The organism is Arthrobacter sp. HMSC08H08 (assembly GCF_001807575.1).
GTDB lineage: Bacteria > Actinomycetota > Actinomycetes > Actinomycetales > Micrococcaceae > Pseudoglutamicibacter > Pseudoglutamicibacter albus.
Genome location: NZ_KV789376.1, coordinates 185598 through 209816 on the forward strand (window position 1 = coordinate 185598; position 24219 = coordinate 209816).

Sequence of the window (24219 nt, forward strand, 5' to 3'; positions counted from 1 at the left end):
TGCCCTAAGCCTTGACCATGGCCCGCCCTTGCGCGAACCGTTCCTCAACACGTCCATCAAACGGAGCCAGCTTCTGTCCCACTTGCTCCAGGAGCCCGGAAGCCTCACGTGACATCGCCGCAATCAAGTGCCGCGGATAGCCCATGCTCACCTGGTGCTCGGCGAACTCGTCTTCGTCATCAAGATACACGCCAGTCGTAGTGCGGTCGATGACATCCAAATCCATGTCAATCGAGTTGACTTCCCAGCCGCCATCACTCAAGCGACGCCATCCGATCCCCGTGGACACATCGATATACAGCTTCAAGCCACGACGATGCCCGCCCGGGTAGAAGGTCGCGACCCACTCACCGGAGCTTGGAACCAAAACCACGGCATCCTCGTGTGCGAAGAACGCGACCCCGGGCCTGGACACAAAAATCCCGTGGGGCTGATACACCCACACACCATGCTCATCCTGGCCTAAGCACATTCCATACGTGACCCAATGCGGGGAACCATCGAATTTCCACGCACGCGTCACAATAGGTTCGCCCACAACAACGTCTTCCGGGTTGCGGGCTAAACCTTCCGGGATGCCCGCCTTCACTCGCGCCGCCCGCGGTCCACGGCGGTAGCCTCAGCCTCCGCCGTGCTAGCTTCCGCAGCGTCGGCTTCGCGTGCTCGAGGCACCCGCTCGCCACGCATGGATTCCAGGACCTGGTTCACCACGCCATCGACCGTGATACCCGCGTCGGCGAGTATCTGCTCCCGGGTTCCGTGCGCCAAGAACTGATCCGGCACACCCACCTCGTTCAAGCCAGTATCCACGCCCACAGCGCGCATCTCTTGCCGGTAGCGTGAACCCACGCCACCGGCTCGGATACCGTCCTCAAGCGTGACCACCAAGCGATGCTCAGCCGCCAAGTCGGCGATGCTACGGGCGAACGGAAGCACCCAGCGCGGGTCCACCACCGTCGCGCCAACCCCGTGCTCACACAACCGTTGCGCGACCTCGACCGCCATGGGAGCCAACGCACCGATACCAACCAACAGCACATCGCGCTGGCCCTCAGCCGGCTCAACTAAAACGTCCACGCCGTCTTCGGTGCGGCGTACCGGCGTCAGCTCCTCAGTCACTGCACCCTTAGCGAAACGCACCACACTCGGAGCGTTCTGCACCGCGACCGCTTCCCGCAACTGCTCACGCAGACTCGAAGCATCCCGCGGGGCGGCAAGCCGCAGCCCCGGGATCGACTGAACCAACGCCATATCCCACACGCCGTGGTGGCTCGCCCCATCAGGACCCGTGACACCCGAACGATCCAGCGTGATCGTGACACCCGCCTGATGCAAAGCGACATCCATCAGCAACTGGTCATACGCCCGGTTCATGAACGTCGAATACAACGCGACCACCGGATGCGCCCCACCGAAAGCAAGGCCAGCGGCACTAGCGATCGCGTGCTGCTCGGCGATGCCTACGTCAATGACCCGCTCAGGGAACTCTTGCTTCATAGCGGTCAAACCAACCGGCTGAAGCATCGCCGCAGTGATCGCCACGATGTCCTCACGCTCTCGAGCAAGCGCGAGCATCTCAGAGCCGAACACATCCGTGAAGCTCTGCGCGTCAGACTTCTTGACCGGCAGACCCGTCTCTGGGTCGATCACCCCGACAGTGTGGAACTGATCCGCCTCATCCTCACGAGCCGGTGCATAACCGCGGCCCTTCTGCGTCAGCGCATGCACCAGAACCGGTCCGTTGAACGCCCGAGCGGCTTTCAACGCGTCTTCAAGATCCTCAATCGAGTGCCCATCGACCGGGCCAATGTACTTCAAACCGAGGTCAGCGAACATCGGCTGCGCTGCCCAATAGTCCTTGAAAGACTCCTTGATCGCGTGCAGAGACTTATAGGTTCCTCGCTGGAACGCGTTGCCGTGCTTGAGTTTCTCCTTCAAGAACCGCATGGTCTGCACATACTTGCGTGAGACCCGCACCTGGTCGATCTTCTTACGCACCTGAGCGGTCACGCCATCCATAGTCTTAGCGAGCCCACCCACCGTCGGTGCATACGAGCGGCCGTTATCGTTGACCACGATGATCGCCTTCCGGTGCTCATCGCCTGCGATGTTGTTGAGCGCTTCCCACGCCATACCGCCTGTCAACGCACCGTCACCAATCACACCCACAGTCCAGCGGTCATCTTGACCCGCCAGTACTCTGGCACGGGAGATTCCATCAACCCACGAAAGCGAGCTTGAGGCGTGGGAGGATTCCACCACATCGTGCTCAGATTCCTCACGCGAAGGATAGCCAGACAAACCACCTTTTTGGCGTAGCTGATCAAAATCCTGGCGGCCCGTGAGCAACTTATGGACATAGCTTTGATGCCCCGTATCGAACACGAGGGTGTCTTTCGGGGACTCGAAAACGCGGTGTAGCGCCATCGTCAATTCGACAACGCCAAGGTTAGGGCCTAGATGTCCACCGGTTTTTGCTACGTGCGTGATGAGGAACTGCCGAATCTGTTCCGCGACATCAATCAGCTCTTCCCGATCCAAGGCTCGCAGATCTTCAGGCGAGGTGATGCTGCTGAGGTGTGGCACCCGGCTCGTCCTCCACTTCTGTTGTCTAAATTGCCGCAAGCCGAAAACCGGCAAGGCAAGCGGCGCGGCTGAGAGGCATCCGTACTAGTTTAGCCCGCCGGTAGCTTGAATATGACTGCCAAATGAACACAGCGCTTAAACGCGGGGATGGCCCAAGCACGTAGCTTGGGCCATCCCACTGCTATGCGTCGCTACCTATGAGCGTCGCTACCTATGAGCGGTACCGGCTCTATGGTGGCGGGCGCACTTGCTTTAGCTCGCCACCACGCCAGCCAGTTGTGCCCTCAAGTGAGTTACTTGTTGGCGGCGATGTTGCGCAGAACGTACTGCAGGATACCGCCGTTACGGTAGTAGTCAGCTTCACCTGGGGTGTCGATGCGCACCACTGCATCGAAGGTGGTTTCCTTACCGTCTTCACCGGTAGCGGTGACCTTGACGGTCTTAGGTGTGGAGCCGTTGTTGAGCTCACTGATGCCCTCGATTGCGAAGGTCTCGGTGCCGGTGAGGCCCAACGATTCAGCGGACTCGCCTTCAGGGAACTGAAGCGGCAGAACACCCATACCGATCAGGTTGGAGCGGTGGATGCGCTCGTAGGAGACGGCGATGACTGCCTTGACACCCAGAAGGGCGGTACCCTTCGCAGCCCAGTCACGGGACGAACCGGAACCGTATTCGGCGCCAGCCAGAACAACGAGCGGGGTGCCCTGCTCCTTGTAGTTCATAGCCGCGTCGTACACGGTGGACTGTGGGCCGTCAGCCTGGGTGAAGTCGCGGGTGAAGCCACCTTCGACGTTATCCAGCAGCTGGTTACGCAGGCGAATGTTCGCAAACGTACCGCGAATCATGACCTCGTGGTTACCGCGGCGGGAACCGTAGGAGTTGAAGTCCTTACGTTCAACACCGTTCTCCAGCAGGTACTTACCGGCTGGGGTGTCAGACTTGAAGGAACCTGCAGGCGAAATGTGGTCGGTCGTGACCGAATCACCGAGCTTGAGCAGAACGCGTGCGCCCTCGATATCTTCAACTGGCTCTGGCTTCTCGCCCATGCCTTCGAAGTAAGGAGGCTTACGTACATAGGTGGACTCTGCGTCCCACTCGAAGGTGTTGCCTTCAGGGGTGTCCAGGGACTTCCAGCGCTCGTCGCCGTCGAAGACGGATGCATAGTCCTTCTTGAACATGTCCGAGTCGATCGACTCAGAGATGACCTTCTCAACCTCGGTTGGGTTAGGCCAGATGTCCTTCAGGAAGACGTCGTTGCCGTCTTTGTCCTGGCCCAGGGCTTCGTTCTCAAAGTCGAAGTCCATGGTGCCTGCCAACGCGTAAGCGATCACCAGCGGCGGGGACGCCAGGTAGTTCATCTTCACGTCAGGGTTGATACGGCCTTCGAAGTTACGGTTACCGGAAAGAACCGAAACCGCGGTGAGGTCGTTGTCCTGAACAGCCTTGGAGATCTCTGCCTCGAGCGGGCCGGAGTTACCGATGCAGGTCGTGCAACCGTAGCCGACCACGAAGAAGCCGAGCTTCTCGAGGTACGGGATCAGGCCGGACTTCTCGTAGTAGTTGGTGACAACCTTGGAGCCTGGAGCCACGGACGTCTTGACCCATGGCTTGGAGGTCAGGCCCTTCTCTACCGCGTTGCGTGCCAGCAGCGCTGCCGCGAGCATCACGGATGGGTTGGAGGTGTTGGTGCAGGACGTGATCGAGGCGATCGAGACGAAACCGTGGTCGAGGGTGAACTCGCGGCCGTCGTCCATCTTCACATCCACTGCTGCCGATGGGCGGCCCTTGCCAGCCTGATCGTGGCCATCGGAGTAGTTCTCGATGTCCTTGCGGAACTGCTCCTTCGCGTTCGTCAGCTCGATGCGGTCCTGTGGGCGCTTCGGGCCAGCGATGGACGGAACAACGGTCGAGAGGTCAAGTTCGAGGTACTCGGAGTACTCCGCCTCGTTCTCTGGGTCATGCCACAGACCCTGCTCCTTGGCATAAGCCTCAACCAGGTCGATGTTCTCCTGTGGGCGGCCGGTCAGGCGGAGGTAGTCCAGGGTGACTTCGTCGATCGGGAACATCGCCGCGGTCGAACCGAACTCTGGCGACATGTTACCGATGGTCGCGCGGTTAGCCAGCGGAACAGCGGAAACACCCTTGCCGTAGAACTCAACGAACTTACCCACAACACCGTGCTTACGCAGCATCTCGGTGATGGTGAGCACCACGTCGGTAGCGGTCGCGCCAGCTGGGATCTCGCCCGAGAGTTTGAAACCAACAACGCGTGGGATGAGCATCGAGACCGGCTGGCCGAGCATCGCGGCCTCAGCCTCAATACCGCCAACGCCCCAACCCAGAACACCCAGGCCGTTGACCATGGTGGTGTGGGAGTCAGTACCAACACACGTGTCTGGGTATGCGCGGACAACGCCGTCAACCTCACGGGTCATGACGGTGCGTGCCAAGTATTCGATGTTGACCTGGTGGACAATACCGGTGCCTGGAGGGACAACCTTGAAATCATCGAACGCGGTCTGGCCCCAGCGCAGGAACTGGTAGCGCTCGCCGTTGCGTTCGTATTCGATCTCCATGTTGCGCTCGAGCGCGGCTTCGTTACCGAACTTGTCGATCTGCACGGAGTGGTCGATAACCAGCTCTGCCGGTGCGAGAGGGTTGACTCGCTTGGCGTCCCCACCCAGGTCCTGGATGGCTTCACGCATGGTTGCCAGGTCCACGATGCACGGGACACCGGTGAAGTCCTGCATGATGACGCGGGCTGGGGTGAACTGGATCTCCGTGTTTGGCTGTGCCTTTGGATCCCAGTTGCCAAGGGCCTCGATGTGCTCCTTGGTGATGTTCGCGCCGTCTTCGGTACGCAGCAGGTTCTCAAGCAGGACCTTGAGGCTGAATGGAAGACGCTCAGAGCCCTTTACGGCATCCAGGCGAAAAATTTCGTATTCGGTGCCCTTGACGTTGAGTACGTCCTTGGCGCCGAAGCTGTCCACGGTTGTCATGGATCTCCTCTCGCAAGTGATCTGTCATGAGCGGCGGCGCTGGTGTTGGCGCCGTTCGGCTCAACGCAGTTATGTCTAAGCCTACCGTTTCGCTCGGGCTGTTTGGTTTCTGTGACACAAACTAGCCGCGTGGGGGCAGGCACATTTCCGGGTGGCTATGGGGTTGGGGTGAAGAGCGCGATGGTTTCGATGTGGTGGGTGTGCGGGTAGAGGTCGCGGCCGGTGAGGGATTCGATCCGGTAGCCTCCGCGGACCAGCTGGCGTGCATCGCGCGCGAATGCCGCGGGATCGCATGCAACATAGACGATGCGACCCGGCTCAAGCGCGAGCATCCGGTTGATCGCTGACTTGCCTGCCCCGGCCCGCGGCGGGTCAAGCACGATGCCGTCGATAGCGGCCTTGCGGTGGCGTCGGTTTCTTCCGCTGCCTCGGCTTCTTCCGCCGCCACCGTTGTGGCCCAGCTGTGCGAGGGCGCGTTCTACTCGGTCTTGCACGATGCGGGCTTGTGGGGCGTCCTTGAGGTTGCGTTTGGCGTCCCTGTGGGTTCCTGGGGCGCCTTCGATCGAGATAACCTCGCCGCGCTCCCCTATCGCGTCGGCGAGCGCGGCGGTGAACAGTCCTGCTCCTGCATAGAGGTCGAGCCAGCGTTGCCCAGGTTGGGCTTGGGCATAGGTCATGACGTCATGCATGAGGGTTTCGGGCGCGGAGCTGTGGATTTGCCAGAACCCTTCGCCTGTGACCCGGTAGCTGTAAGCGTTGGCGGTTTGGGTGAGCCACGTGCGGCCGGTGATGCGTTCGACGCGGCCGCGGCCGTCGCTGGCTGCTCCCCTAACCTGGTTGAGCAGAGCGATCGAGGCGGCTGGCGCATCGTGGTCTTGGTTGGCGGTGGTGTTGCTAGCGATGTGGTTGCTGAGCCGTTTGATCGCTGAGCGTGCTGCGCGGGTTTCTTCCCCGGTCTCGGTGAGTGTGGGTACTGCGAGGATGAGGGGTGGCTCGTCGGTGTTGGAGACGGCGAGCTCTATCTTCTCTAGCCCCGTCAGATCAACCTCGCCGAGTTTCAGCGCCGCAAGTTTCGGGTGTTCTAGCGGCATGGTGGGGGTTGGGATGAGTGCGTGGCTGCGGGCTTGGCGCATTGCGATGCGGCCTTGTTCATCGATCGCATAGGCCATGCGGGTGCGCCAGCCGAGCCCGTCAGCGGTGTCGGTCAGTGGCGGTAGCACGCCGCTGTATTCGGTTTCGTTGACGTCGATCCCGCCGATGCGCGCTAGCTGTTCTGCCACGATGCGGGTTTTGAGCTCGCGTTGATGAGCTAAGTCGATGTGCCCGAAGTCCGCACCGCCCGGGACCTGGACCCTGCCCGCTTCTGTAGTCCCGCGGCCGAGCGGGTCGGCTGCCGGCCACACGTGTGGGACACGGTGCGAGGAGGCCTCGTGGACTGCAACGACGTCGCCGCGCCACATGCGAGCCTCGGGGTCCGGGTTACTGACCCGCACGGTGACCCGCTCCCCCGGAATCCCGTAACGGGCGAACACCACGCGGCCATCATCAGCGCGCCCTACGGACTCACCGCCGTGGGCGATACCCGTCAGCACCAGGTCAAGCTCAACCGGTGACAGCTCAGCATGTGACAGCTCATTGTCATTATGAGTCATGCTTGTGAACCTTCCTGTGCGGCACCGACCTGACCGGCAGTTGAATCAGAGATATCTTGTTCCAGCCCGATCTGCCACGGGACTGTAGCGATCACAATCCCCGGTTCAAGCCGCAGATGTGAATGCAACCGTGCAACAACCTGGTTGTGTACCAGCCGTTCCCACGCATGCTCAACCACGTACTCCGGAACAAACACCGCAACGATTTCCCGCGGCTTCTCTGCCCTGATCCGCCGGATGTGATCCACGAGCGGGCCCGCGACATCGCGGTACGGAGAAGCAAGAACCGTCAGCGGGACCGGAAGGTATGCCTCCTCCCAGCTGTCGATGAACCGGGCGGTCCGCTCAGGCTCGGTGTCTACGAGGATGCATTCCAGCCGCGCCGGCCGCATCCCCCGGGCATACGCGATCGCCCGACGCACAGGCCGGTTGGTATTCGATGCCAAGACCAGCGCATGCACACGGCTCGGCAAAACATCATCAGAACACGCAAGCTCATCCGGCCGAGCGGCCGCCTGATGTGCCGGCGCCTTCAACCTGCGATCAACACGCAAATAATGCCTGCGCATCGCAAGCATCAACCCCGCCCCCATAGCAATCAGTAGGAAAGCAAGGAACGCACCATAGGCCAGGCGGGTCGCCACAATCGTGACAAGCACCACACACGACAACGCCGATGTGAACCCGGCCAGAAGCATGTGCCGAATATCCCTACGCCGCGTAGCGCGCACCGCGTGCCTGCGATGCTTATTCGCACGCCTCGCAAGCCCCAACTGACCCAACCCGAACGCCATGAAAATACCCACAACATACAGCTGAATCAGATCAGTCACACGCGAACCGAACGCGACCACCAAAATGCCCGCGAAACCACCCAGCAACAAAATCCCGTTAGAGAACACAAGGCGCTCGCCGCGGGTGCGCATCTGGCGTGGAAGCAAATCGTCTTGGGCGAGTTGATATGCAAGACGTGGGAAGGACGCGAACGCGGACATCCCCGCCCCGAGCAGGATCACGACTGTCACCAACGCAACCAGGATCGCAGGCCAGTGGGCCCCCACGATCGACTGCGCTAACAGGACCGTGACAGGTGTGGGCCACGTGCCTGGCTCGACGGCTCTTTGCGCCTGCGTTCCGGAACCAGACAACCCGCTTGCGGCAGGCGCGAGCCCCGAGGCGTGAGCCAACAGGAGAATCCCCACCATCCCGAGGGCGGAGACGATGCCGATGAACATGAGCGTGCGCCCGGCGGTCTTAGCGCGTGGGGAACGGATCGATGACGCATTCGTCACGGGTGTTTCCAGGCCGGTCACGGCGGCCGAGCCGGTAGAGAACGCCCGCAGCACCAGGATCACCGCGGCCCAGCCCTCAGCCGGGGCAGGCACCCGGGCCTGCCCGCCCGTCGTGGACGCGCTCTCGAAAGGTTGTAGTTGCCCAGTGACCATGACCATGACGGTGCCGGCCACCAGAATCAGCACGAGCATCGTGAGGAACACATACACGCTCACGATGCGGATGCGCACCGCCCGCGTCAGCCCGCGCAGGCTCAGAAGCGTCAACAGCACGACGCCACCCAACGCGATCCACGGCTGTGCCGGCTCAAGCGAGGGAAAAGCGATCACGATATAGCTCGCGGCGACAGCCATCGAAACCGCGACTGTGAGCGTCAAGTCAAGGAGCAGCGCGGCACCCACTGACGCACCAGCACGCATCCCGAGCTCGGAACGCGCAATCTGGTAGTCGCCCTGGCCTGGGGCACGCCGCACCGTCATCCGATACGCGGCAACCAGGATCAGCGTCACCAATGCGACCGCAACACCCACCCACGGCGCGAACGCGACCGCCGCAACGCCACCGACTGCCAATGTGAAAAGAATCTCATCAGGGGCGTACGCCAACGACGAGATCGCATTCGTGGAGAGCGCGGGCACAGCATCCTTAGGGGCAAGGCGGGCCTCAGGGCTCTTACCCGTGGCGACCGCCGTACCCACAAAGGCGCGTTTCACCGCATCAAAAAACGTCACCCATCCAGACTAGCCCCGAACGTGGCACACTGAGATCAGTCAAGAAACGAGGCGCATCAAACATGGCTCACTTTGTCATCATGGGGTGCGGGCGCGTGGGCGCCCTGCTGGCCCACTCGCTTGAAGACGGCGGTCATTCCGTGGCTGTGATCGACAAGGACCCCAACGCATTCCGCAGGCTTCCCGCCGGTTTCAACGGCCAACGCGTGACAGGCGTCGGGTTTGACCTGGAGGTGTTGAAAGAGGCCCGGGTGGCTGAAGCGTACGCGTTTGCGGCGGTCTCCTCCGGGGATAACTCGAACATGCTCGCAACGCGTGTGGCACGCGAAGAGTTCAACGTCCCCCACGTGGTTGCCCGCATCTATGATCCGGGGCGTGCTGAAGTGTTCCAACGCCTCGGCATCCCCACAGTCGCAAGCGTTCGGTGGAGCGCCGACCAAGTGCTGCGTCGCATCCTGCCCGCCCACACCCTCTACGGTGACTACCGCGATTCGACCGGCACCGTGATGCTGCGCGAACTCAACGTCGCACCCGCGTGGCGTGGGCAGCCGCTAGCCCGCATCGAGGAACTCACCGGTGTGCGCATCGCCTACATCACCCGCTTCGGGGAAAGCATCATCCCGAACACGGGGATGCTGTTCCAAGAAACTGACACGCTACACGCGATGATGCGGGTGGATGCAGCCGATGATGTAGACCGGATTTTGTCAGAAACACCGCAGCGGGCTGCGAAACTTGCAGAAGAACTCACTGAAGACGTCACGGATGAGGTGGAGCAATGAGAGTCATCATCGCCGGCGGAGGTTCGGTGGGCCAGTCGATCGCCTCAGAACTTTTGGGCCGTAAGCATCAGGTGTGCATCATCGACGAGGACCCCGCTAACCGCGAAGCCGTGACATCTGGGGCCCTCGATGGGGTTGAATGGCTCATCGGGGACGCGTGCGAGCTTTCCACACTGCGCCGCGCCCGCCCCGAAAACGCCGACGTGGTCGTGTCCGCAACCGGCGACGACAAAGCGAACCTCGTGGTGTCACTGCTCGCAAAATCCGAATTCGGTGTTCTACGCACCGTGGGGCGCGTGAACAACCCCCGCAACGAATGGATGTTCACCCAGGCGTGGGGTGTGGATGTCGCGGTCTCGACCCCGCGGCTATTGACAGCGTTGGTTGAGGAAGCCGTTGAAGAGGGAGACCTCGTGCGGCTCATGTCGTTGCGTTCGGATTCCGCGGACATCGTCGCGTTCACCGTTCCCGCGGATTCGCCGATGGTAGGGCTACGTTTCGCTGAAGTCCCGTGGCCGTTGCGCACGGTCCCGGTGGCTTTGCTACGCGATGACGCACCAATGGCGCCCACCGCCGACGACACGTTAGAGGCCGGCGATGAAGTCATCTTCCTCGCCGCACCCGCTGCGGAGAAGGAACTGCGGAAACTGCTACGGGAAGGCTGGGATCAAGCCGAATCCCTCGCCTGATGCCGCATCAGCGCATTACCGGTGTCGGCGCACGTGCTTCTGGGGTCGTTACCGGCAGTCTCGACGATGCGTGGGCGGGTGATGAACCACGCCAACACGAGCACACCAACATAGAGAGGCACGCCCATCACGAGCCGTGCCGCGCCGAGCGCGTTGACCTGGTCCGTGAGATACAGAGGCACCTGGACGGCGAGCCGGAACACAAAGAGGCCTAAGACCAGAAGGTTGGCCGTCTGATACACCCGCATGCGGGCACGGCTCTTGCGCCATTCGAGGTCTTCACCATGCAGGAAACCGAAAACCACACCCACCAACGGCCAGCGCACTAACGCTGAAATACCGAGCACGAGGGACGAGACGATGTTCGTGATGAACCCGGGCACATAGTAGTCCCGCGCATTGCCTCCCGCTTTAGCGAAGAAGGAGCACAACACGATCCCAAGCAGACCCGTGATCGCAGGCGTGACCTGCGTGCGGGTCACCAAACGAGCCACGATAAACACTAATCCCGCCGCCAGGGATGCGATCAGCGCGATATCGAGTTGCTGCGTGAACGCAAAAATCATCATGAACAAGAAACCCGGAACCGTCGACTCCGTGAAACCGCGGATACCACCGATCGAGGCCAACGGGTCGATGTTCCCGTCCTCTTTGCGTTTGATCGAGCTTCCAAGCGAACCCGCGACGGTGGCCGCCGCCTGATTGCGTTCACGCCCCTCTGTTGGCGGTGCGGACTGGGCAGGCTGCTCAGGTTGTGGAGACTGTTTGGGTTGTTCAGACATCCCGGCCCCGTTCCCTGTTTTAGAGTTGACCGCCCCTGCGTTCAGCAACCCAGCGTTTCTGAGTTCACGGCGAGTCGGTCGAGGATTCGTGGATCCGTTACGGTTCGGGTCAGGGCTGTGGGATGTCGGGATAGGCATGCCTAGGTTTCCTTGTCTGTCCGGTCTGGAGCCGCCTCGAGGACTTCATACCGGGGATTGAAGATGACGTTGCGGCCTTCGCGCCGACTCACGGGCCCGGAGAATCTCAGTGTCGCCCCCGGGTGGATGCCAGCAACATGCTGCTGGCCAAGCCAGATCAGAACGACGAACTCGCCGGCGCTGGCTACTGGGAGCCGCTGCCCCGGCCGAGGTTGCTCAGGAACCACGACCGCTTCGAAGCTCGCCGCGTGGCCTGGCGCGGGGCGCGTTGTGGCCGTGATCCATCCGGTCAGCTGGATCTGCTCACCAGTGACTCGTTCAGGCCACGGATGAGGCGTCCGGCGCTGGCTTGTGGGCACGCTTAGCCGATCTGTGTGATCTCAGGACCACGACGAGGGTCGTGGTTATCCCTGTTCGTTTCCGCATCATGCCGGGATCGGGCGGCTTCAGCGGCCTTCTCTGATCCGTCTGGGACGCGCAACGGCAACAGTTCGGTTGGGGACATCGGTTCCTGGCCGCGATCCACAATCACTGCTGCCAGGAACGCCTCGAGCTCTTGGGCTGCTTTATCGTTGATCGCGGCAGGGCCGCCGAATACGGCGCGCAAGAACCAGCGCGGCCCGTCGATGCCCACAAAGCGAGCCACCATGTGGCCCCTCTCCCCGTTCGGTCCTGTGGCTTCAACGCGTGCCAGAAGTTCAGGGCCAAATCGTCCGTCGCGGCGGTCCGTACGGCCGCCCTGTTGGGTGATCGCGTCATCGATCTCAGAGGAAATACCGTCCCACAGGCCCCCAGATTTCGATGCGGCGAAAGCCTGCAACTGTACGCGTGAGTCTTCATACTCAACGGCAGCAGAGACCACAGCACCCGAGGTTTCTTCAACCTCAAGGTTGAGGTTCATGCCCTCAACCGCGGGGATCTTCAACGAGCCGAGGTCGATATAGGCTTCAGTGGGAGTGCGCTCGGAGATATCGAAAGGGCCGTCAGTCCGGTCAGTTTTACCCTCAGGAACGCTAGGAGTCGGTTCAGCAGCCATAGTCTGCTCCGGTGCGGCATCCGCTTCCTGCGTCTTACGCTTACGGCGGGAAAACAGACCCATCGAAATACACGTCCTTCCAGATCACTCACGATCACGAGATCACGAACACCACGCCAAGGCCCGCATCATCGGCTTGGCCAGGTTCTTTATCGAGTCTAGTCCTGTCATGAGCCCAAACACGGGAATATCACGCCTGAACTCATGTGCTTTCACTCTCAGTGGATTCCGCCTAGACCGAAGCTGTGGGTGAGCTAGTCGCTAGGTGAGTTAGTCAAGGGCTGAGTTGGTCAATGGGGTGAGCGAGACAATGGGGTCAGCTCGCCAAGGGGCGGGCTAGCCGCAGGACGGGTTAGGCGGTGAACCCGCCGGTGCTACCGTGCCCGCCGAAACCTCGCTCGGACTCCCCCAGCTCATCGGCTTCGAGAAAACGCGCGTGGCTGACCTGCTGGATCACCAACTGACCGATCCTGTCACCCGGGTTCAGCGTCACAGCTTTGAGCGGATCAAGGTTGATGAGGTTGACCTTGATCTCGCCGCGATAGCCCGCATCGATCGTTCCTGGGGCGTTCACAATACTCACACCATGCTTATGCGCAAGGCCTGAGCGCGGGTGCACAAAACACGCATACCCAACCGGTAGCTCAATCGCGATTCCAGTAGCAACCAGAGCCCGTTCACCTGGCTGCAACGTGACGGTTTCTGCGGCCGCGATGTCAGCTCCCGCATCGTCATGATGCGCATACGCAGGCAAAGACGCAGACGGGACCAAACGCTTGACCTTGACCACCGGACGGTCCACCCCGGCAGAAGCCACTTGTTCCTGATCCACGAAAACACCCCGCAACTTACGAAGACACACTCAAACCAGTGACAGTCTAGACGTTCGAGCCCAGCGCAGGGGCCTCAACACAGCCCAGCGCCGGAGCTTCAACCCCAGGGTAGGAGCCTCAACACAGGGCGCGAAGGCTCTCGATAGAATGGCACCATGTCCCAGCCTGATCCAACGTCCGAGTCTGTTCCGGCCCAGCCTGACCCATCCGAGCCACGCGACGATGCCGCGAGCACTACCGCGCCTAGCGCCGCGCCGTCCGCAGCAGGTAAGCCCCTCTTTGAAGAGAAGCTGCCTTATCCGTGGTGGATGTGGGTCGTCTCCGCTGCATTCGCGGTAGCCATCGGCTTGACCTTGGCCCCAACCAACATGGGCCTCCTTGCACTGATCGCCGCGATCGTATTCATCATCGCTGCCGTACTCATGATCAGCACAACCCCCAAAACCGTGGTCACCGAGGATGTTTTGCGCGTTGGCCGGGCCGCAATCGAGCGCCGCTACCTCGGCGAAGTCACCGGCTACCGCGGCTATAAAGCGCGCTATCAGCGAGGCCCAGGCCTCAACGGGCTCGCGTATATGAGCTTCCGCGGCTGGGTTGACCCAGTGGTGAAAGTTGAGATCACGGACGAACGCGACCAGACCCCGTACTGGCTGTTCTCCACCAAACGCCCAGAAGAACTCGTCGAAGCGCTCGGCGGCGCGATGGCCGCAGAAGACGCCCCTGAGATTTAAGAACCCAGCGATCTAAGAACCCAGAGATCTAAGGATGAGGACGCCCCAGCAGCGGTAGCGTTCTTAACGTTTGTGGGGTGCACACCAACATTTTGGTGTGCACCCCACAAACGTTAAACCTTGAGTGTTCTAGCCCGCGCAATCCTTGCAGTACAGCAGGCCGTCTTCTTCCTCAGCGATCTGGGAACGGTGACGAACCAAGAAGCACGAGTTGCATGTGAACTCATCAGACTGTGCAGGAAGAACCGTCACGTTGAGTTCTTCTTCCGAGAGGTCAGCACCCGGAAGTTCGAACCCTTCCGCCGCTTCGGTCTCATCCTCGTCAACTACCGCCGACTGACTGTCATTACGGCGACCTTTGAGTTCTTCAATCGAGTCTTCGCGGTTGCCCTCGTCGTTCTTACGAGGAGCATCGTAATCAGTGGCCACTTCTCACCTTTATTCTCGGAGGGGTCTCTGGCAGGGACATATGAGCCGATATGCAGAGAATATGTGCATTACCTATGTCGCACGTATCTAACACCATTACGAGGCCTCTTTGCAACACCTGCGTTCAGACCTGCGTCAAACACGACACCCCTGCAGACTACAAAGCGGCGCGCCGCAACGCAATATGGCCGCATTGTAGCTCAGACATGAAAGACTAGGCCAAGAATAGGCTGTGCCCGGCACCCGCACCCAACAACATCAACTCATGGTGGCAAGGCATAGCCCAAAGCCACCCACCGGGAGGAAACATGCGTAATCTTCGCGTGATTCGCGTTGACGCGGCAAACGCGACGCTGTACCTAAGCGATGCCGACGGTCACGAATACAGCCTCCCCATCGATGACGAACTTCTCGATGTCGTAATAGATCTCACATCACCGACCTCCACCAACGCAAGTAAGCCTGGCACCACAAGCAAGCCCGCTAAAACAGGCAAGCACAGCGCCGAATCCAACAGCACGGAAACGCCCACCACCGGGCCGAATGTGACTGTCACGGAGGCAGGTATCGCATTTGGGCGTGACCGCTTGCCGGCAGCTGACAAGCAGAAAACCAGCACACAGAACAACGTCGGTTCGCGGAGATCATCTCGAACCTCCGATGCTTCTTCCGCGGCCACCGCATCGGGTTCAGCCGCATCCGCCACTGGCACTTCCGGTGGCACTGCCTCCGCCTCCGGCACAGCAGGCCCAAGCTCCGGCGTAGCTGGCTCCGCGGCGGCTACACGGCGTGCACCCGAGGCGCGCCCGCTCAGGCCACGGGAAATCCAGGCCCGCATCCGCGAAGGAGCGACAGCCCAGCAGCTCGTCGAGGAGACTGGGACTGACATCAAGCTGATCGAAAGCTACGAAGGCCCTATCTTGGCCGAACGCCGTTACCGGGCACAGCAAGCCCAGGCCATCGAGGTTTCCGCGCCTCAAAACAATGAGGGCTACCGTGCCGCTTTCGGCGACAACCCAGCCAACCTGGGTGACATGGTGCGGGCACGCTTACGTGCCAACGGGATCGACGTTGAAACGCTGCGCTGGGATTCTTGGAAGGTCAATGCTGGAGCGTGGACCGTCATCGCGGACTTCGTGCTCCCTGAGACTGCCCCCAACGTGGGCGGTGAACCGCCGGCTGAATGGATCTTCCACCCGACCCGCCGCCACCTGGAGAACCGGAACCGTTGGGCCCAGGTGCTCTCTGAATGGGAGCCGTGGGACTTCTCTGCCCCACCGCGCCGGCTTGTGCCCGTCGCTGATGAGCCTGATCAACCGTTCAACGTCGAAGACGGCCCCTTGCGTGAAATCCCCCGCCCCGTTGCCGCCACAGGCTCCAACGCGGGCTCTGAAGACGCCGGCGCCTCGGCTCCGGATACGGCGCCGGGCAAGGACGATTCGGATCAAGAGCTGCTCGATGTTTTGACCCGCCGCCGCGGAACCCGTGTAGGCGAGGACGCCGAAGGTGACGATGCGCTAGCCCACCTCATCGCCCAAAGCCACCAGGACCGCGAACATTCCGGCGCTGACGGCGAAGCCCCGGACCGCACTGACGGCCAACACCTGCCAGACATCAAGAACGTCTCCTTCCCGCCGCTACGCCGCGTCCCAGACCCAGCCGCGGGACGGTCTCGGGCGAAGAACGAGGACAGCGGCAGCAATCTTGAACCGCATCCACTGTGGGGCGATCCACGCAACTCCGGCCACGGCCGCGCCTCTGAAGCCGAGGGCGAGACGGATGCCGAAACCCCCCACCGGAAGCGCCGCTCCAAGATGCCGTCCTGGGATGAGATCGTCTTCGGTCGTGGCGCCCGCCACCCCGACGAAGAATAACCCCGACTCAGCTAGGCGGGCCTCAGGCTGGACCCGCCCCCATTAGGGCTGCGCGAGCACGGCGAACGGGATCCGACGTTCCGCTTCAGTGAGCGATCCGTGCTGCCCGATCATCTGGAACGCGTGTGGCGAAACCCTCCGCCCGTCATAGAGGGCGATCGGGCCGTGCGCGGCAATCACAACGTCACCGGCACGCTCTAACACCCCGTCACGGAACGAAGCGCCGAACCAGCCGAGCTCAACGTATTCCTCACGCGTGAGAATCCACGCATCCGCCCCGAAGCGTTCCTTCCACGCCGCAACCACCGCATCGCGCTGAGCCTGCGGAGTGTGCTGTTCAAAATGCAGCTGAACCGCGCGAGGCTCCCCCGCCGTCAGCTCGACCCCATCGATCAGCTCAGGGAACTGCGAATAATCGATTCGCCCCTCCCGCGGAATATCCACCATCCCGTGATCAGCGGTCAAAACCACCAGCGTATCCGCAGGCAGTTTAGCGATCAGCCGGCCCATCGCCGCATCGAGCTCTTCAAGCTCATGCCGCCACTTCTCTGATGCGACACCGTAGGCGTGGCCGGCTCTATCGAGGTCGTCCCAGTACAGGTACACGAACACGTCTTTGTGTTTCAGCTCAGCCAACGTAGCGGCAACGCGTGCATGTGGTGTAGTCACGCCCACGAACTCTCCGCCGCGCAGGCTAGAACGAGTCAGCGCTGAGTGCTCGAACTTATCCCGCGAAACGGTCACCACGCGGCGCACGGCCTCCATGCGCTCGAAACACGTCGGATTCGGTTGCCACTGCCCCGGGTCAAGATCTTCCGGCCAACCACCCAGCTGGTTGACTGAACGCCGGCCCCCTGCAGGATCCGGTGCCACCGCGTCATAACCCACGATGCCGTGCTCAGCTGGGGCGAGCCCGGTGCCCATCGCTGTCAGGGCCGCGGCGGTCGTGGTCGGGAACACCGTGGATAGCGTCCGCGAGCTTTCATGCTTCATCGCCTGGCGGATCACCGGGGCGTGCCCGCCGTAACGTTCGATCAGCTCAGAACCAAGGCCATCAACCATGACCATGACCGCCCGGCGAGCGGGTTCAAGCCCCGGGATCAGCCCGGCAGCGTTCGCTTCGCTGAAAGACGCCGAACACACAGGCACGACGCCATGCCATGCCGACAGTGCCGCATCGATCGTTGGGACCACCATGTTCAGGGTTCCGCGGCCATAATCTGGGGCCGCAGGCAGCTCAGTATCACCTGCGGGGATGCTTTGAGCGTCCGCATCCACGCCGCCGTGAGCATCAGCACCGCGACCGAACTGTGGGATCGAAAAATCAGTCATAGCGCTTACCACGTCCGCCCGTAGGCAGCGGCAGAGCACGCACGCCGAACATCCCTAGCGAACTGGCGGGCCGCATCGAGCGCTTTCTGGCCATCGGCATCCGCTGAAACACGCATCGCAAGGTCTTCCTTACTCAGCTGCCCCGTGAGGCCGTGATCAGCGATGCATTCAGGGTCACCACACTGTGCCGGAGCGAGCTCGGCTCGGGCACTGCCTGACCATGAAAGCGAAAACGTGAGCTCCCGCGGCGACTGCCCCGGCTTATACTCGGCAGGCCGCGCAACAACACCCGAAAGCACCACGGTATGCAAACGCTGCAACGGAACCGACTCAACCGAGAACGTCGCGATCGGCTGGCCATCAGCCGCGTACTGCGCGTCATCGATATGCAGAATGATCAGCTCTGCGTCAGTGAGCACCAAAACGATCGCATGCCGGTGAACCTCAACCGCCTCAACGTGCGTCTCAAGATGCAGATAATGACGACGCGGCACCGCCCCCTCAAGCTCCTCGTTAACGATGTCCAAAGTCAGGTCCGGATAGAACCCGGCCCGCTCTAGTTCCAGACGCAGCGCTTGATCAGCCGGCAGTGAAGACGAGGTATCAGACATAGACCCCAGTCTATGTGCCGGGCTAAGCATGCGTGGACTCGCTAGCGTTGCGGGATGCTCATCGAGCGGCGTGCCGAATCGGTGCGCTGATCCGGGTTCCCCACATAAATCGCCGCAGAGAGCACCGCAACGCCGTCTTCCATGACCTGGAGCGGGACGAACTCCATCCGCACAACCTCCGGGTGTTGTTCCTTCAACTCGGAGATGCGGTGCAGAGTGTCTTTGAGCGCTTCGGTATCGAAGTGCGGCAACCCGTGATAGCCGGTCAGCTTCTGCGCGGTCTTAGGCCTAGACACCATGTCCTCAAGGATTCCCGGTGAAAGCGGAGGTGTCGCGTGCGCCCAGTCATCGAGCAGATCCACGGCATCTCCGCTCAAACCGAACGAAACCACTGGGCCCATCAGCGGGTCCTCGATCGAAATCACCGTGCACGCCTGACCGCGGTCCACCATCGGCTGGACTTCAAGCCGTGTTTCACGCGTCACCGCGATGTCTTCACGCATCTGTTCAACCGCTTGGCGCAACTCCTCCTCAGACGTGATGCCCAGCCGGACTCCACCCATGTCCATGCGGTGCCGAAGGTGCCCCGAGGCGACCTTAAGCGCAACCGGATATCCGTACTCGTTAGCGGCAGCCACACCTTCTTCGACGTCTTCGAAGGTCGTGGCCGGAACCACCGTCAAACCGTAGTGGCCCAGAAGCTCCGCGGTCTCATCAGCGGAAAGCCGCCCCATCCCGGTACCCTCGATACCCTCGACAGCTTTATCAACCAAGGCACGCGCCGCCGCGATATCGATGCCTTCCGGCGGGGCTGGAACACCCCAATCGCGTTGTTGCCACGCCGAATACTCAGCGCCGTGCCCCAGTGCTCTGAACATCGTGGACAAGGTCGCAAACACCGTGACGCGCCCGCCCCGGTCAGTACCTGGAGTCTCAGCACCCGAAACACCGATCAGGCACGCGACAACCGGCCTATCAGTAGAGCCGAGGCTCTCAGCGACCCGGTCGGCGAGCGCCTCATGATTCACGCCAACAGCGGGAAGCAACACAACAGCTACAGCGTCGGCCTCGTCGTTCTCAAGTGCCTTCTGGATCGCTTCCGTCACGAGCGCGGCCGGGTCCGGAACACCAGCCAGCAACAGCGAAGAATCCGTGCTGATAGCCTCTAGGCCGTTCTGGCCAGCCAAATCCGCCGCCGTCATCGCAAGTGCCGCCGAATTAGAAACCAGCGCGACCTTATTACCCTTCGGAACACCGGCGGTAGAGAACAACAGCGCGGTATCCATGAGCTCGTCCTGCGTAGCGACACGTACAACGCCGGCCTGCCGCAAAATCGCGTCCACCACACCCACTGGGGCGCCGAGCTGACGCACCGCATGCCCAGGAGGCAAGACCAGGCCCATCGTCTCCGACTTCGCGACAATCACAGGTTTCGTCGCTGAAAGACGGCTCGCCAAACGGGTGAACTTACGCGGATTACCGAAGCTCTCCAGATACATCGCGACCACGCTGGTCGCTTCGTCATCTTCCCAGTACTGCATCAGGTCATTACCTGAAACATCCGCGCGGTTACCGGAATTGACCCAAGAAGAAATACCGATGCCACGGCGCTGAGCGGCCGCTTCAAGCATGATCCCGGAAGCCGCCGAATGGCTGAAAAGCCCAACCCCGCCAGCAGGCGATACCGGTGTGGAAACAGATGCGTGCAGACGCACATCGGAAGCATTATTGCCATAACCCAGCGATGCCGGGCCAATCACGCGCATACCGTAGTTACGTGCCGCATGCACCAGCTTTCGCTGAATCTCAAACGCTTCAGGAGTGTGGAAACCAGACGAGATCACCACAAGACCGCGGGCATTCACCGCAGCGGCATCCTCAACAACCTCCATCACATCAGCAGGCCGCTGCACGGCAACCACCACATCGACGGATGCCTCGATATCTCGCAGCGAGGCAACACAGCCAGAAGCCACCGCCTCATCCCCAGCGGACGAATCGAGGGCTTCGAGCTTGTCAAGATACGGGTCAACGCAGTACAGCGTCCCCGTGAAACCTGCCGAACGGATATTCTGCGCAACAGCACCTGCCACCGAACCCGGCTTGTTGATCGCACCCACCACAGCAACCGATTCAGCACGCATCAAAGCAGCCAGCGACAACGCCTCAGCACGGTGCTCGCGCGCCTCCATGACCTCACGCGAACGATCCGTAGGGTCGATCGGGAAATCGACCATCACAACGCCGTCTTCAAAACGCCGCGAAATATCGAAACCGGCCTGCATGAACACCGTGAGCATCGCACGGTTCTCCGGAAGAACCTCCGCTGTGAAACGCTCGATACCCAACTCACGGCCCGCCGTCACCAAGTGTTCAAGCAGAATCGAGCCCAGGCCACGGCCGTGGAAGTCATCGCGGATGTTGAACGCGACCTCAGCCTCTGACTCGCTACCGCCGAACTTGGCCCCGAGCCGATCGAAACGACCAACACCTACAATCTCGTTGCGCCGCTCCACCACGAGGCACACACGGTTATAGTGATCAACCTCCGTGAAGTTCCGCAGCTCTTTATCGGTGAGCTTGGACTTATACGTGAAGTAACGCAAATAGATAGATCGTTCAGACTGCTGGGAATGCATTTGCTGCAAACCATCAGCGTCCGCGGGCGTCACAGGACGCACGTGGGCGGTCGAGCCGTCGCGAAGCACCACATCGGCTTCCCAATGCGATGGATACGTCGACGGAGTGTCAGATCCCGGGTTCTGCGCTACGGAGGCCATAAAGTGAATATAGCGTGATCATCTGAGCGTTGGGTGAACTTTTCCCATTTTTGGGAACCCGCCCGCCAGCTGCGATGGTTAGCATGCACGCGAAACAAGACAAATCAACGGTGAGTGAAGGACAGCATGGCGACCTCGTCGAAGAGTTCCAAAGGCGCAACGCGTTCCAAGGGAACAGCGGCCGCGCAAGCGAAGGCTGCGTGGGAAGAGGTTGAGGAACACATCATCGATGTGGATGTCACCAGCGAGATGGAGGCGTCCTTCCTCGAATACGCGTATTCGGTGATCTATTCGCGTGCCTTGCCGGATGCCCGCGATGGCCTCAAACCGGTTCAGCGCCGCATCCTCTACATGATGCGGCAGATGGGCCTGGCGCCGAACAAGGGCCACGTCAAGAGCGCGCGTGTGACCGGCGAGGTCATGGGTAAGCTGCATCCGCACGGTGATGCCGCGATCTACGATGCGATGGTGCGCATGGCGCAATCGTTCTCGTTGCGTTTGCCGCTGGTTGATGGGCACGGTAACTTCGGCTCGCTCGATGACGGTCCGGCCGCTGCCCGCTATACGGAGGCACGGCTGGCTGATTCCGCGATCGATATGACCGATGACCTCGATGAGGACGTGGTCAATTTTGTTCCGAACTATGATTCCCGGCTTGTGCAACCGGAAGTGCTTCCGGCAGCTTTCCCGAATCTTTTGGTCAACGGTTCTTCCGGTATCGCGGTGGGTATGGCCACCAATATCGCCCCGCACAACCCGGGCGAGGTGATCGCTGGTGCACGGCATCTGATCGAGAACCCTGATGCGAGCCTGAAAGACATCATGAAGTTCATCCCGGGCCCGGACCTGCCTTCTGGCGGGACCATCGTGGGCTTGGATGGGGTGAAGAAGGCCTATGAGACGGGCCGCGGCGTGTTCCGGACCCGCGCCAAGGTTGAGTTGGAGAAGGTCACCGCCCGCAAGCAGGCGCTGGTGGTCACCGAGCTGCCCTATGGTGTGGGCCCGGAGAAGGTCATCGAGAAGATCAAGGACGCCGCGGATGCGAAGAAACTCACCGGTGTCTCCGATGTTGTGGACCTGACGGACCGGCACCACGGTTTGCGTCTGGTGATTGAGCTGAAGACCGGCTTCAACCCCAACGCCGTACTTGCGGCTTTGTATAAGCACACGCCGATGGAAGATTCCTTTGGCATCAACAACGTTGCGTTGGTGGATGGCCAGCCGCGGCAGCTCGGTTTGCTTGAGATGCTGCAGGTGTATGTGGATCACCGTCTGGATGTGGTGCGCCGCCGCACCCAGTTCCGCCACACTAAACGCAAGGATCGGTTGCATCTGGTTGAGGGTTTGCTGATTGCGATCCTCGATATCGATGAGGTGATCCGGATTGTCAGAGACTCTGAGGACACCGCGAGTGCCCGCGCCGCATTGCGTGAGCGGTTCTCGCTATCCGAGCCGCAGGCTGATCACATCCTTGAGTTGCGTTTGCGTCAGCTGACCAAGTTCTCTCAGGTTGAGCTTGAGGCTGAGAAGAAGAAACTTCAAGAGGAGATCGCTTACCTCGAGGGGATCCTCGGTTCTGATGCGAAACTGCGTGAGCTGGTTTCCGGTGAGCTCGCCGAGGTTGCTGAGCGCCACCACTCCCCTCGCCGCACGGTTCTGATGGCTAAACCGAAGGATGTTCCACTGGCTGGCACGGTGATGCCGGAGCCGGATGAGGGCGCGGGCTCGGCGAAGAAGCCGATGTCGATGCAAGTTGCTGACACCGAATGTTTCGTTGTGCTCTCTGCCACCGGCAAGCTGGTGCGCACACACGGCCGGGACGAGGTTTTGGGTCAGCGGCGTTCCCGCCATGACGTGATCGCTTCCCTTGTGCCGACAACCGCGCGCGGCCACATCGGTTTGCTCACGAACACGGGACGGATGGCGCGCATCAGCGTGGTTGAGATCCCGCAGGTTCTGCCTGGCTCTAACGGTGTCCCGCTGGGTGATGGTGTGGCCGCGACCGAGTTCATGGCTGTTGAGCGCCGAGAAAAGATCATCGCCGCGCTCCCGCTGGATGAGGTTTTCGCTCTGGGGACCGCCCACGGCGTTGTGAAACGTGTGAACCCAGACTACCCAGTCACAACCGATGAATGGCCTGCGGTCACGTTGAAGGCCGGCGACGAGGTGATCGGCGCCGCCACGTGCCCCGATACCGCGGAGCTCGTGTTCGTTTCGCGTGAGGCTCAGCTGTTGCGTTTCAGCGCGGATAAGGTCCGCCCGCAGGGCCGTACCGGTGGCGGTGTTGCCGGCATCAAGCTGGGGGCTAAAGATACCGCGTTGTTCTTCGGTGTTGTTCTTAACGAGGCCGATGCGGTGGCGGTCACGATTGCGGACGGCCCTGAACCGCTCCCTGGTGCCGAGGGCGGTTCCGCTAAAGTCACGCCACTGGCGGAGTTCCCGGCGAAGGGTCGCGGCACGATGGGTGTTCGCGCGCACCGGTTCCTCAAGGGGGAAGACCACCTTGTGGCCGCGTGGGTCGGTGCTGGGCCTGCTCGTGGCGCTTCCAAGGGCGGCATGGCCCGCGCGTTGCCGCTGGAATACGGCCGCCGCGACGGTTCCGGTGTCCCGTTGACACAAGCCGTCGACATCATGGGCCCGGCTAGTTCTTCGGTTGCGCTCAAGCCGGCCGACGATGCGGTTGCGGCCGGCGCTGAAGCCGCAGCTGGCACCGCTTCGGCAAACACTGCGGCGACAAACACTGCGGCGGCTGACACTGCCGAGACTGAGTCGGTCAAGCCAGCTACGAAGCAACCGGCGCCGTCGCGGCGTTCCGCCTCATCGCAACGCCGTGCCCCGGTCCAGCCGGAGATGGATTCGCTGCCGTTCGATGACGATGGCGTATCGATCGAACCCGGCAACCGGGTGGACCTACGCGGGAACAAAGAGAAGTAGCAAACCT

Annotated in this window: 18 protein-coding genes; 5 read left to right on the top strand and 13 right to left on the bottom strand. The window is 61.4% G+C overall.

Annotation, left to right across the window (positions count from 1 at the left end):
• Positions 1-4: 4 nt before the first annotated feature.
• The 5 genes from HMPREF3175_RS02165 to HMPREF3175_RS02185 all read right to left on the bottom strand — a co-directional run bounded on the left by HMPREF3175_RS02165 (position 5) and on the right by HMPREF3175_RS02185 (position 9261).
• Positions 5-589: a DUF402 domain-containing protein gene (locus HMPREF3175_RS02165; RefSeq protein ID WP_083289352.1), complete on the bottom strand. Its 585-nt coding sequence runs from the start codon at positions 587-589 to the stop codon at positions 5-7.
• The gene (gene dxs / locus HMPREF3175_RS02170; protein ID WP_070490461.1) at positions 586-2586 is read right to left on the bottom strand and encodes a 1-deoxy-D-xylulose-5-phosphate synthase; all 2001 of its coding nucleotides are present in this window, start codon (positions 2584-2586) and stop codon (positions 586-588) included. The genes HMPREF3175_RS02165 and dxs overlap by 4 nt, the downstream gene beginning before the upstream one ends.
• 293 nt (positions 2587-2879) lie before the next feature.
• A complete protein-coding gene (gene acnA / locus HMPREF3175_RS02175; RefSeq protein WP_070490464.1) occupies positions 2880-5585 on the bottom strand; it encodes an aconitate hydratase AcnA in 2706 nt (901 codons plus the stop codon).
• Between the two features lie 155 nt (positions 5586-5740).
• Positions 5741-7237 (bottom strand): class I SAM-dependent RNA methyltransferase, encoded by a 1497-nt coding sequence (locus tag HMPREF3175_RS02180; protein WP_070490466.1) that lies wholly within the window; start codon positions 7235-7237, stop codon positions 5741-5743.
• Positions 7234-9261: an APC family permease gene (locus HMPREF3175_RS02185; protein ID WP_070490467.1), complete on the bottom strand. Its 2028-nt coding sequence runs from the start codon at positions 9259-9261 to the stop codon at positions 7234-7236. The genes HMPREF3175_RS02180 and HMPREF3175_RS02185 overlap by 4 nt, the downstream gene beginning before the upstream one ends.
• A 62-nt stretch (positions 9262-9323) precedes the next feature.
• Here HMPREF3175_RS02185 and HMPREF3175_RS02190 point away from each other — a divergent pair, with 62 nt between their 5' ends.
• Together HMPREF3175_RS02190 and HMPREF3175_RS02195 are read left to right on the top strand one after the other, a co-directional pair.
• Positions 9324-10043, top strand: coding sequence for a potassium channel family protein (locus tag HMPREF3175_RS02190; RefSeq protein WP_052048230.1), 720 nt, complete (start codon positions 9324-9326; stop codon positions 10041-10043).
• Complete coding sequence (locus tag HMPREF3175_RS02195; protein ID WP_035754532.1) at positions 10040-10732, top strand: potassium channel family protein; 693 nt, start codon at positions 10040-10042, stop codon at positions 10730-10732. The genes HMPREF3175_RS02190 and HMPREF3175_RS02195 overlap by 4 nt, the downstream gene beginning before the upstream one ends.
• Here HMPREF3175_RS02195 and HMPREF3175_RS02200 read toward each other — a convergent pair.
• The 4 genes from HMPREF3175_RS02200 to dut form a co-directional block, all read right to left on the bottom strand.
• Positions 10711-11514, bottom strand: coding sequence for a DUF3159 domain-containing protein (locus HMPREF3175_RS02200; RefSeq protein ID WP_083285404.1), 804 nt, complete (start codon positions 11512-11514; stop codon positions 10711-10713). The genes HMPREF3175_RS02195 and HMPREF3175_RS02200 overlap by 22 nt on opposite strands.
• Before the next feature lie 140 nt (positions 11515-11654).
• Positions 11655-12011, bottom strand: a complete 357-nt coding sequence (locus HMPREF3175_RS02205; protein WP_070490471.1) for a single stranded DNA-binding domain-containing protein — start codon at positions 12009-12011, stop codon at positions 11655-11657.
• Positions 12012-12013: 2 nt separating this feature from the next.
• Positions 12014-12751, bottom strand: a complete 738-nt coding sequence (locus HMPREF3175_RS02210) for a DUF3710 domain-containing protein (RefSeq protein WP_070490473.1) — start codon at positions 12749-12751, stop codon at positions 12014-12016.
• Positions 12752-13040: 289 nt separating this feature from the next.
• Positions 13041-13520 carry a dUTP diphosphatase gene (dut, locus tag HMPREF3175_RS02215; protein WP_052048229.1) on the bottom strand — a complete coding sequence of 160 codons (480 nt, stop codon included), beginning with the start codon at positions 13518-13520 and terminating at the stop codon, positions 13041-13043.
• 156 nt (positions 13521-13676) lie between these two features.
• Here dut and HMPREF3175_RS02220 point away from each other — a divergent pair, with 156 nt between their 5' ends.
• Positions 13677-14252 (top strand): DUF3093 domain-containing protein, encoded by a 576-nt coding sequence (locus HMPREF3175_RS02220; RefSeq protein ID WP_083285384.1) that lies wholly within the window; start codon positions 13677-13679, stop codon positions 14250-14252.
• A gap of 129 nt (positions 14253-14381) precedes the next feature.
• Here the strand turns inward: HMPREF3175_RS02220 and HMPREF3175_RS02225 are convergent, their stop codons facing one another.
• Positions 14382-14681, bottom strand: a complete 300-nt coding sequence (locus HMPREF3175_RS02225; protein WP_035754525.1) for a DUF4193 domain-containing protein — start codon at positions 14679-14681, stop codon at positions 14382-14384.
• Positions 14682-14989: 308 nt separating this feature from the next.
• Here HMPREF3175_RS02225 and sepH point away from each other — a divergent pair, with 308 nt between their 5' ends.
• Positions 14990-16555 (top strand): septation protein SepH, encoded by a 1566-nt coding sequence (gene sepH / locus HMPREF3175_RS02230; RefSeq protein ID WP_070490475.1) that lies wholly within the window; start codon positions 14990-14992, stop codon positions 16553-16555.
• A 42-nt stretch (positions 16556-16597) separates the two neighbouring features.
• Here the strand turns inward: sepH and HMPREF3175_RS02235 are convergent, their stop codons facing one another.
• From HMPREF3175_RS02235 to HMPREF3175_RS02245, 3 genes are read right to left on the bottom strand one after another with little or no spacing between them, the layout of a single operon-like run.
• Positions 16598-17887 carry an alkaline phosphatase family protein gene (locus HMPREF3175_RS02235; protein WP_083285386.1) on the bottom strand — a complete coding sequence of 430 codons (1290 nt, stop codon included), beginning with the start codon at positions 17885-17887 and terminating at the stop codon, positions 16598-16600.
• Between the two features lie 5 nt (positions 17888-17892).
• Complete coding sequence (locus HMPREF3175_RS02240) at positions 17893-18498, bottom strand: DUF5998 family protein (protein ID WP_070490477.1); 606 nt, start codon at positions 18496-18498, stop codon at positions 17893-17895.
• A 41-nt stretch (positions 18499-18539) separates the two neighbouring features.
• On the bottom strand, positions 18540-21278 hold the full coding sequence (locus HMPREF3175_RS02245) for a bifunctional acetate--CoA ligase family protein/GNAT family N-acetyltransferase (protein ID WP_070490479.1): 2739 nt from the start codon (positions 21276-21278) through the stop codon (positions 18540-18542).
• Between the two features lie 126 nt (positions 21279-21404).
• Between HMPREF3175_RS02245 and HMPREF3175_RS02250 the strand changes: the two genes are divergently transcribed.
• Positions 21405-24212: a DNA gyrase/topoisomerase IV subunit A gene (locus tag HMPREF3175_RS02250; protein ID WP_070490481.1), complete on the top strand. Its 2808-nt coding sequence runs from the start codon at positions 21405-21407 to the stop codon at positions 24210-24212.
• Positions 24213-24219: the final 7 nt, after the last annotated feature.

Coding starts and splice junctions, on each gene's coding strand:
- acnA (WP_070490464.1), bottom strand. CDS start 5,585: ATGACAACCGTGGACAGCTTCGGCGCCAAGGACGTACTCAACGTCAAG.
- HMPREF3175_RS02180 (WP_070490466.1), bottom strand. CDS start 7,237: ATGACTCATAATGACAATGAGCTGTCACATGCTGAGCTGTCACCGGTT.
- HMPREF3175_RS02190 (WP_052048230.1), top strand. CDS start 9,324: ATGGCTCACTTTGTCATCATGGGGTGCGGGCGCGTGGGCGCCCTGCTG.
- HMPREF3175_RS02195 (WP_035754532.1), top strand. CDS start 10,040: ATGAGAGTCATCATCGCCGGCGGAGGTTCGGTGGGCCAGTCGATCGCC.
- HMPREF3175_RS02200 (WP_083285404.1), bottom strand. CDS start 11,514: ATGTCTGAACAACCCAAACAGTCTCCACAACCTGAGCAGCCTGCCCAG.
- HMPREF3175_RS02210 (WP_070490473.1), bottom strand. CDS start 12,751: ATGGGTCTGTTTTCCCGCCGTAAGCGTAAGACGCAGGAAGCGGATGCC.
- HMPREF3175_RS02220 (WP_083285384.1), top strand. CDS start 13,677: ATGTCCCAGCCTGATCCAACGTCCGAGTCTGTTCCGGCCCAGCCTGAC.
- sepH (WP_070490475.1), top strand. CDS start 14,990: ATGCGTAATCTTCGCGTGATTCGCGTTGACGCGGCAAACGCGACGCTG.
- HMPREF3175_RS02235 (WP_083285386.1), bottom strand. CDS start 17,887: ATGACTGATTTTTCGATCCCACAGTTCGGTCGCGGTGCTGATGCTCAC.
- HMPREF3175_RS02240 (WP_070490477.1), bottom strand. CDS start 18,498: ATGTCTGATACCTCGTCTTCACTGCCGGCTGATCAAGCGCTGCGTCTG.
- HMPREF3175_RS02245 (WP_070490479.1), bottom strand. CDS start 21,278: ATGGCCTCCGTAGCGCAGAACCCGGGATCTGACACTCCGTCGACGTAT.
- HMPREF3175_RS02250 (WP_070490481.1), top strand. CDS start 21,405: ATGGCGACCTCGTCGAAGAGTTCCAAAGGCGCAACGCGTTCCAAGGGA.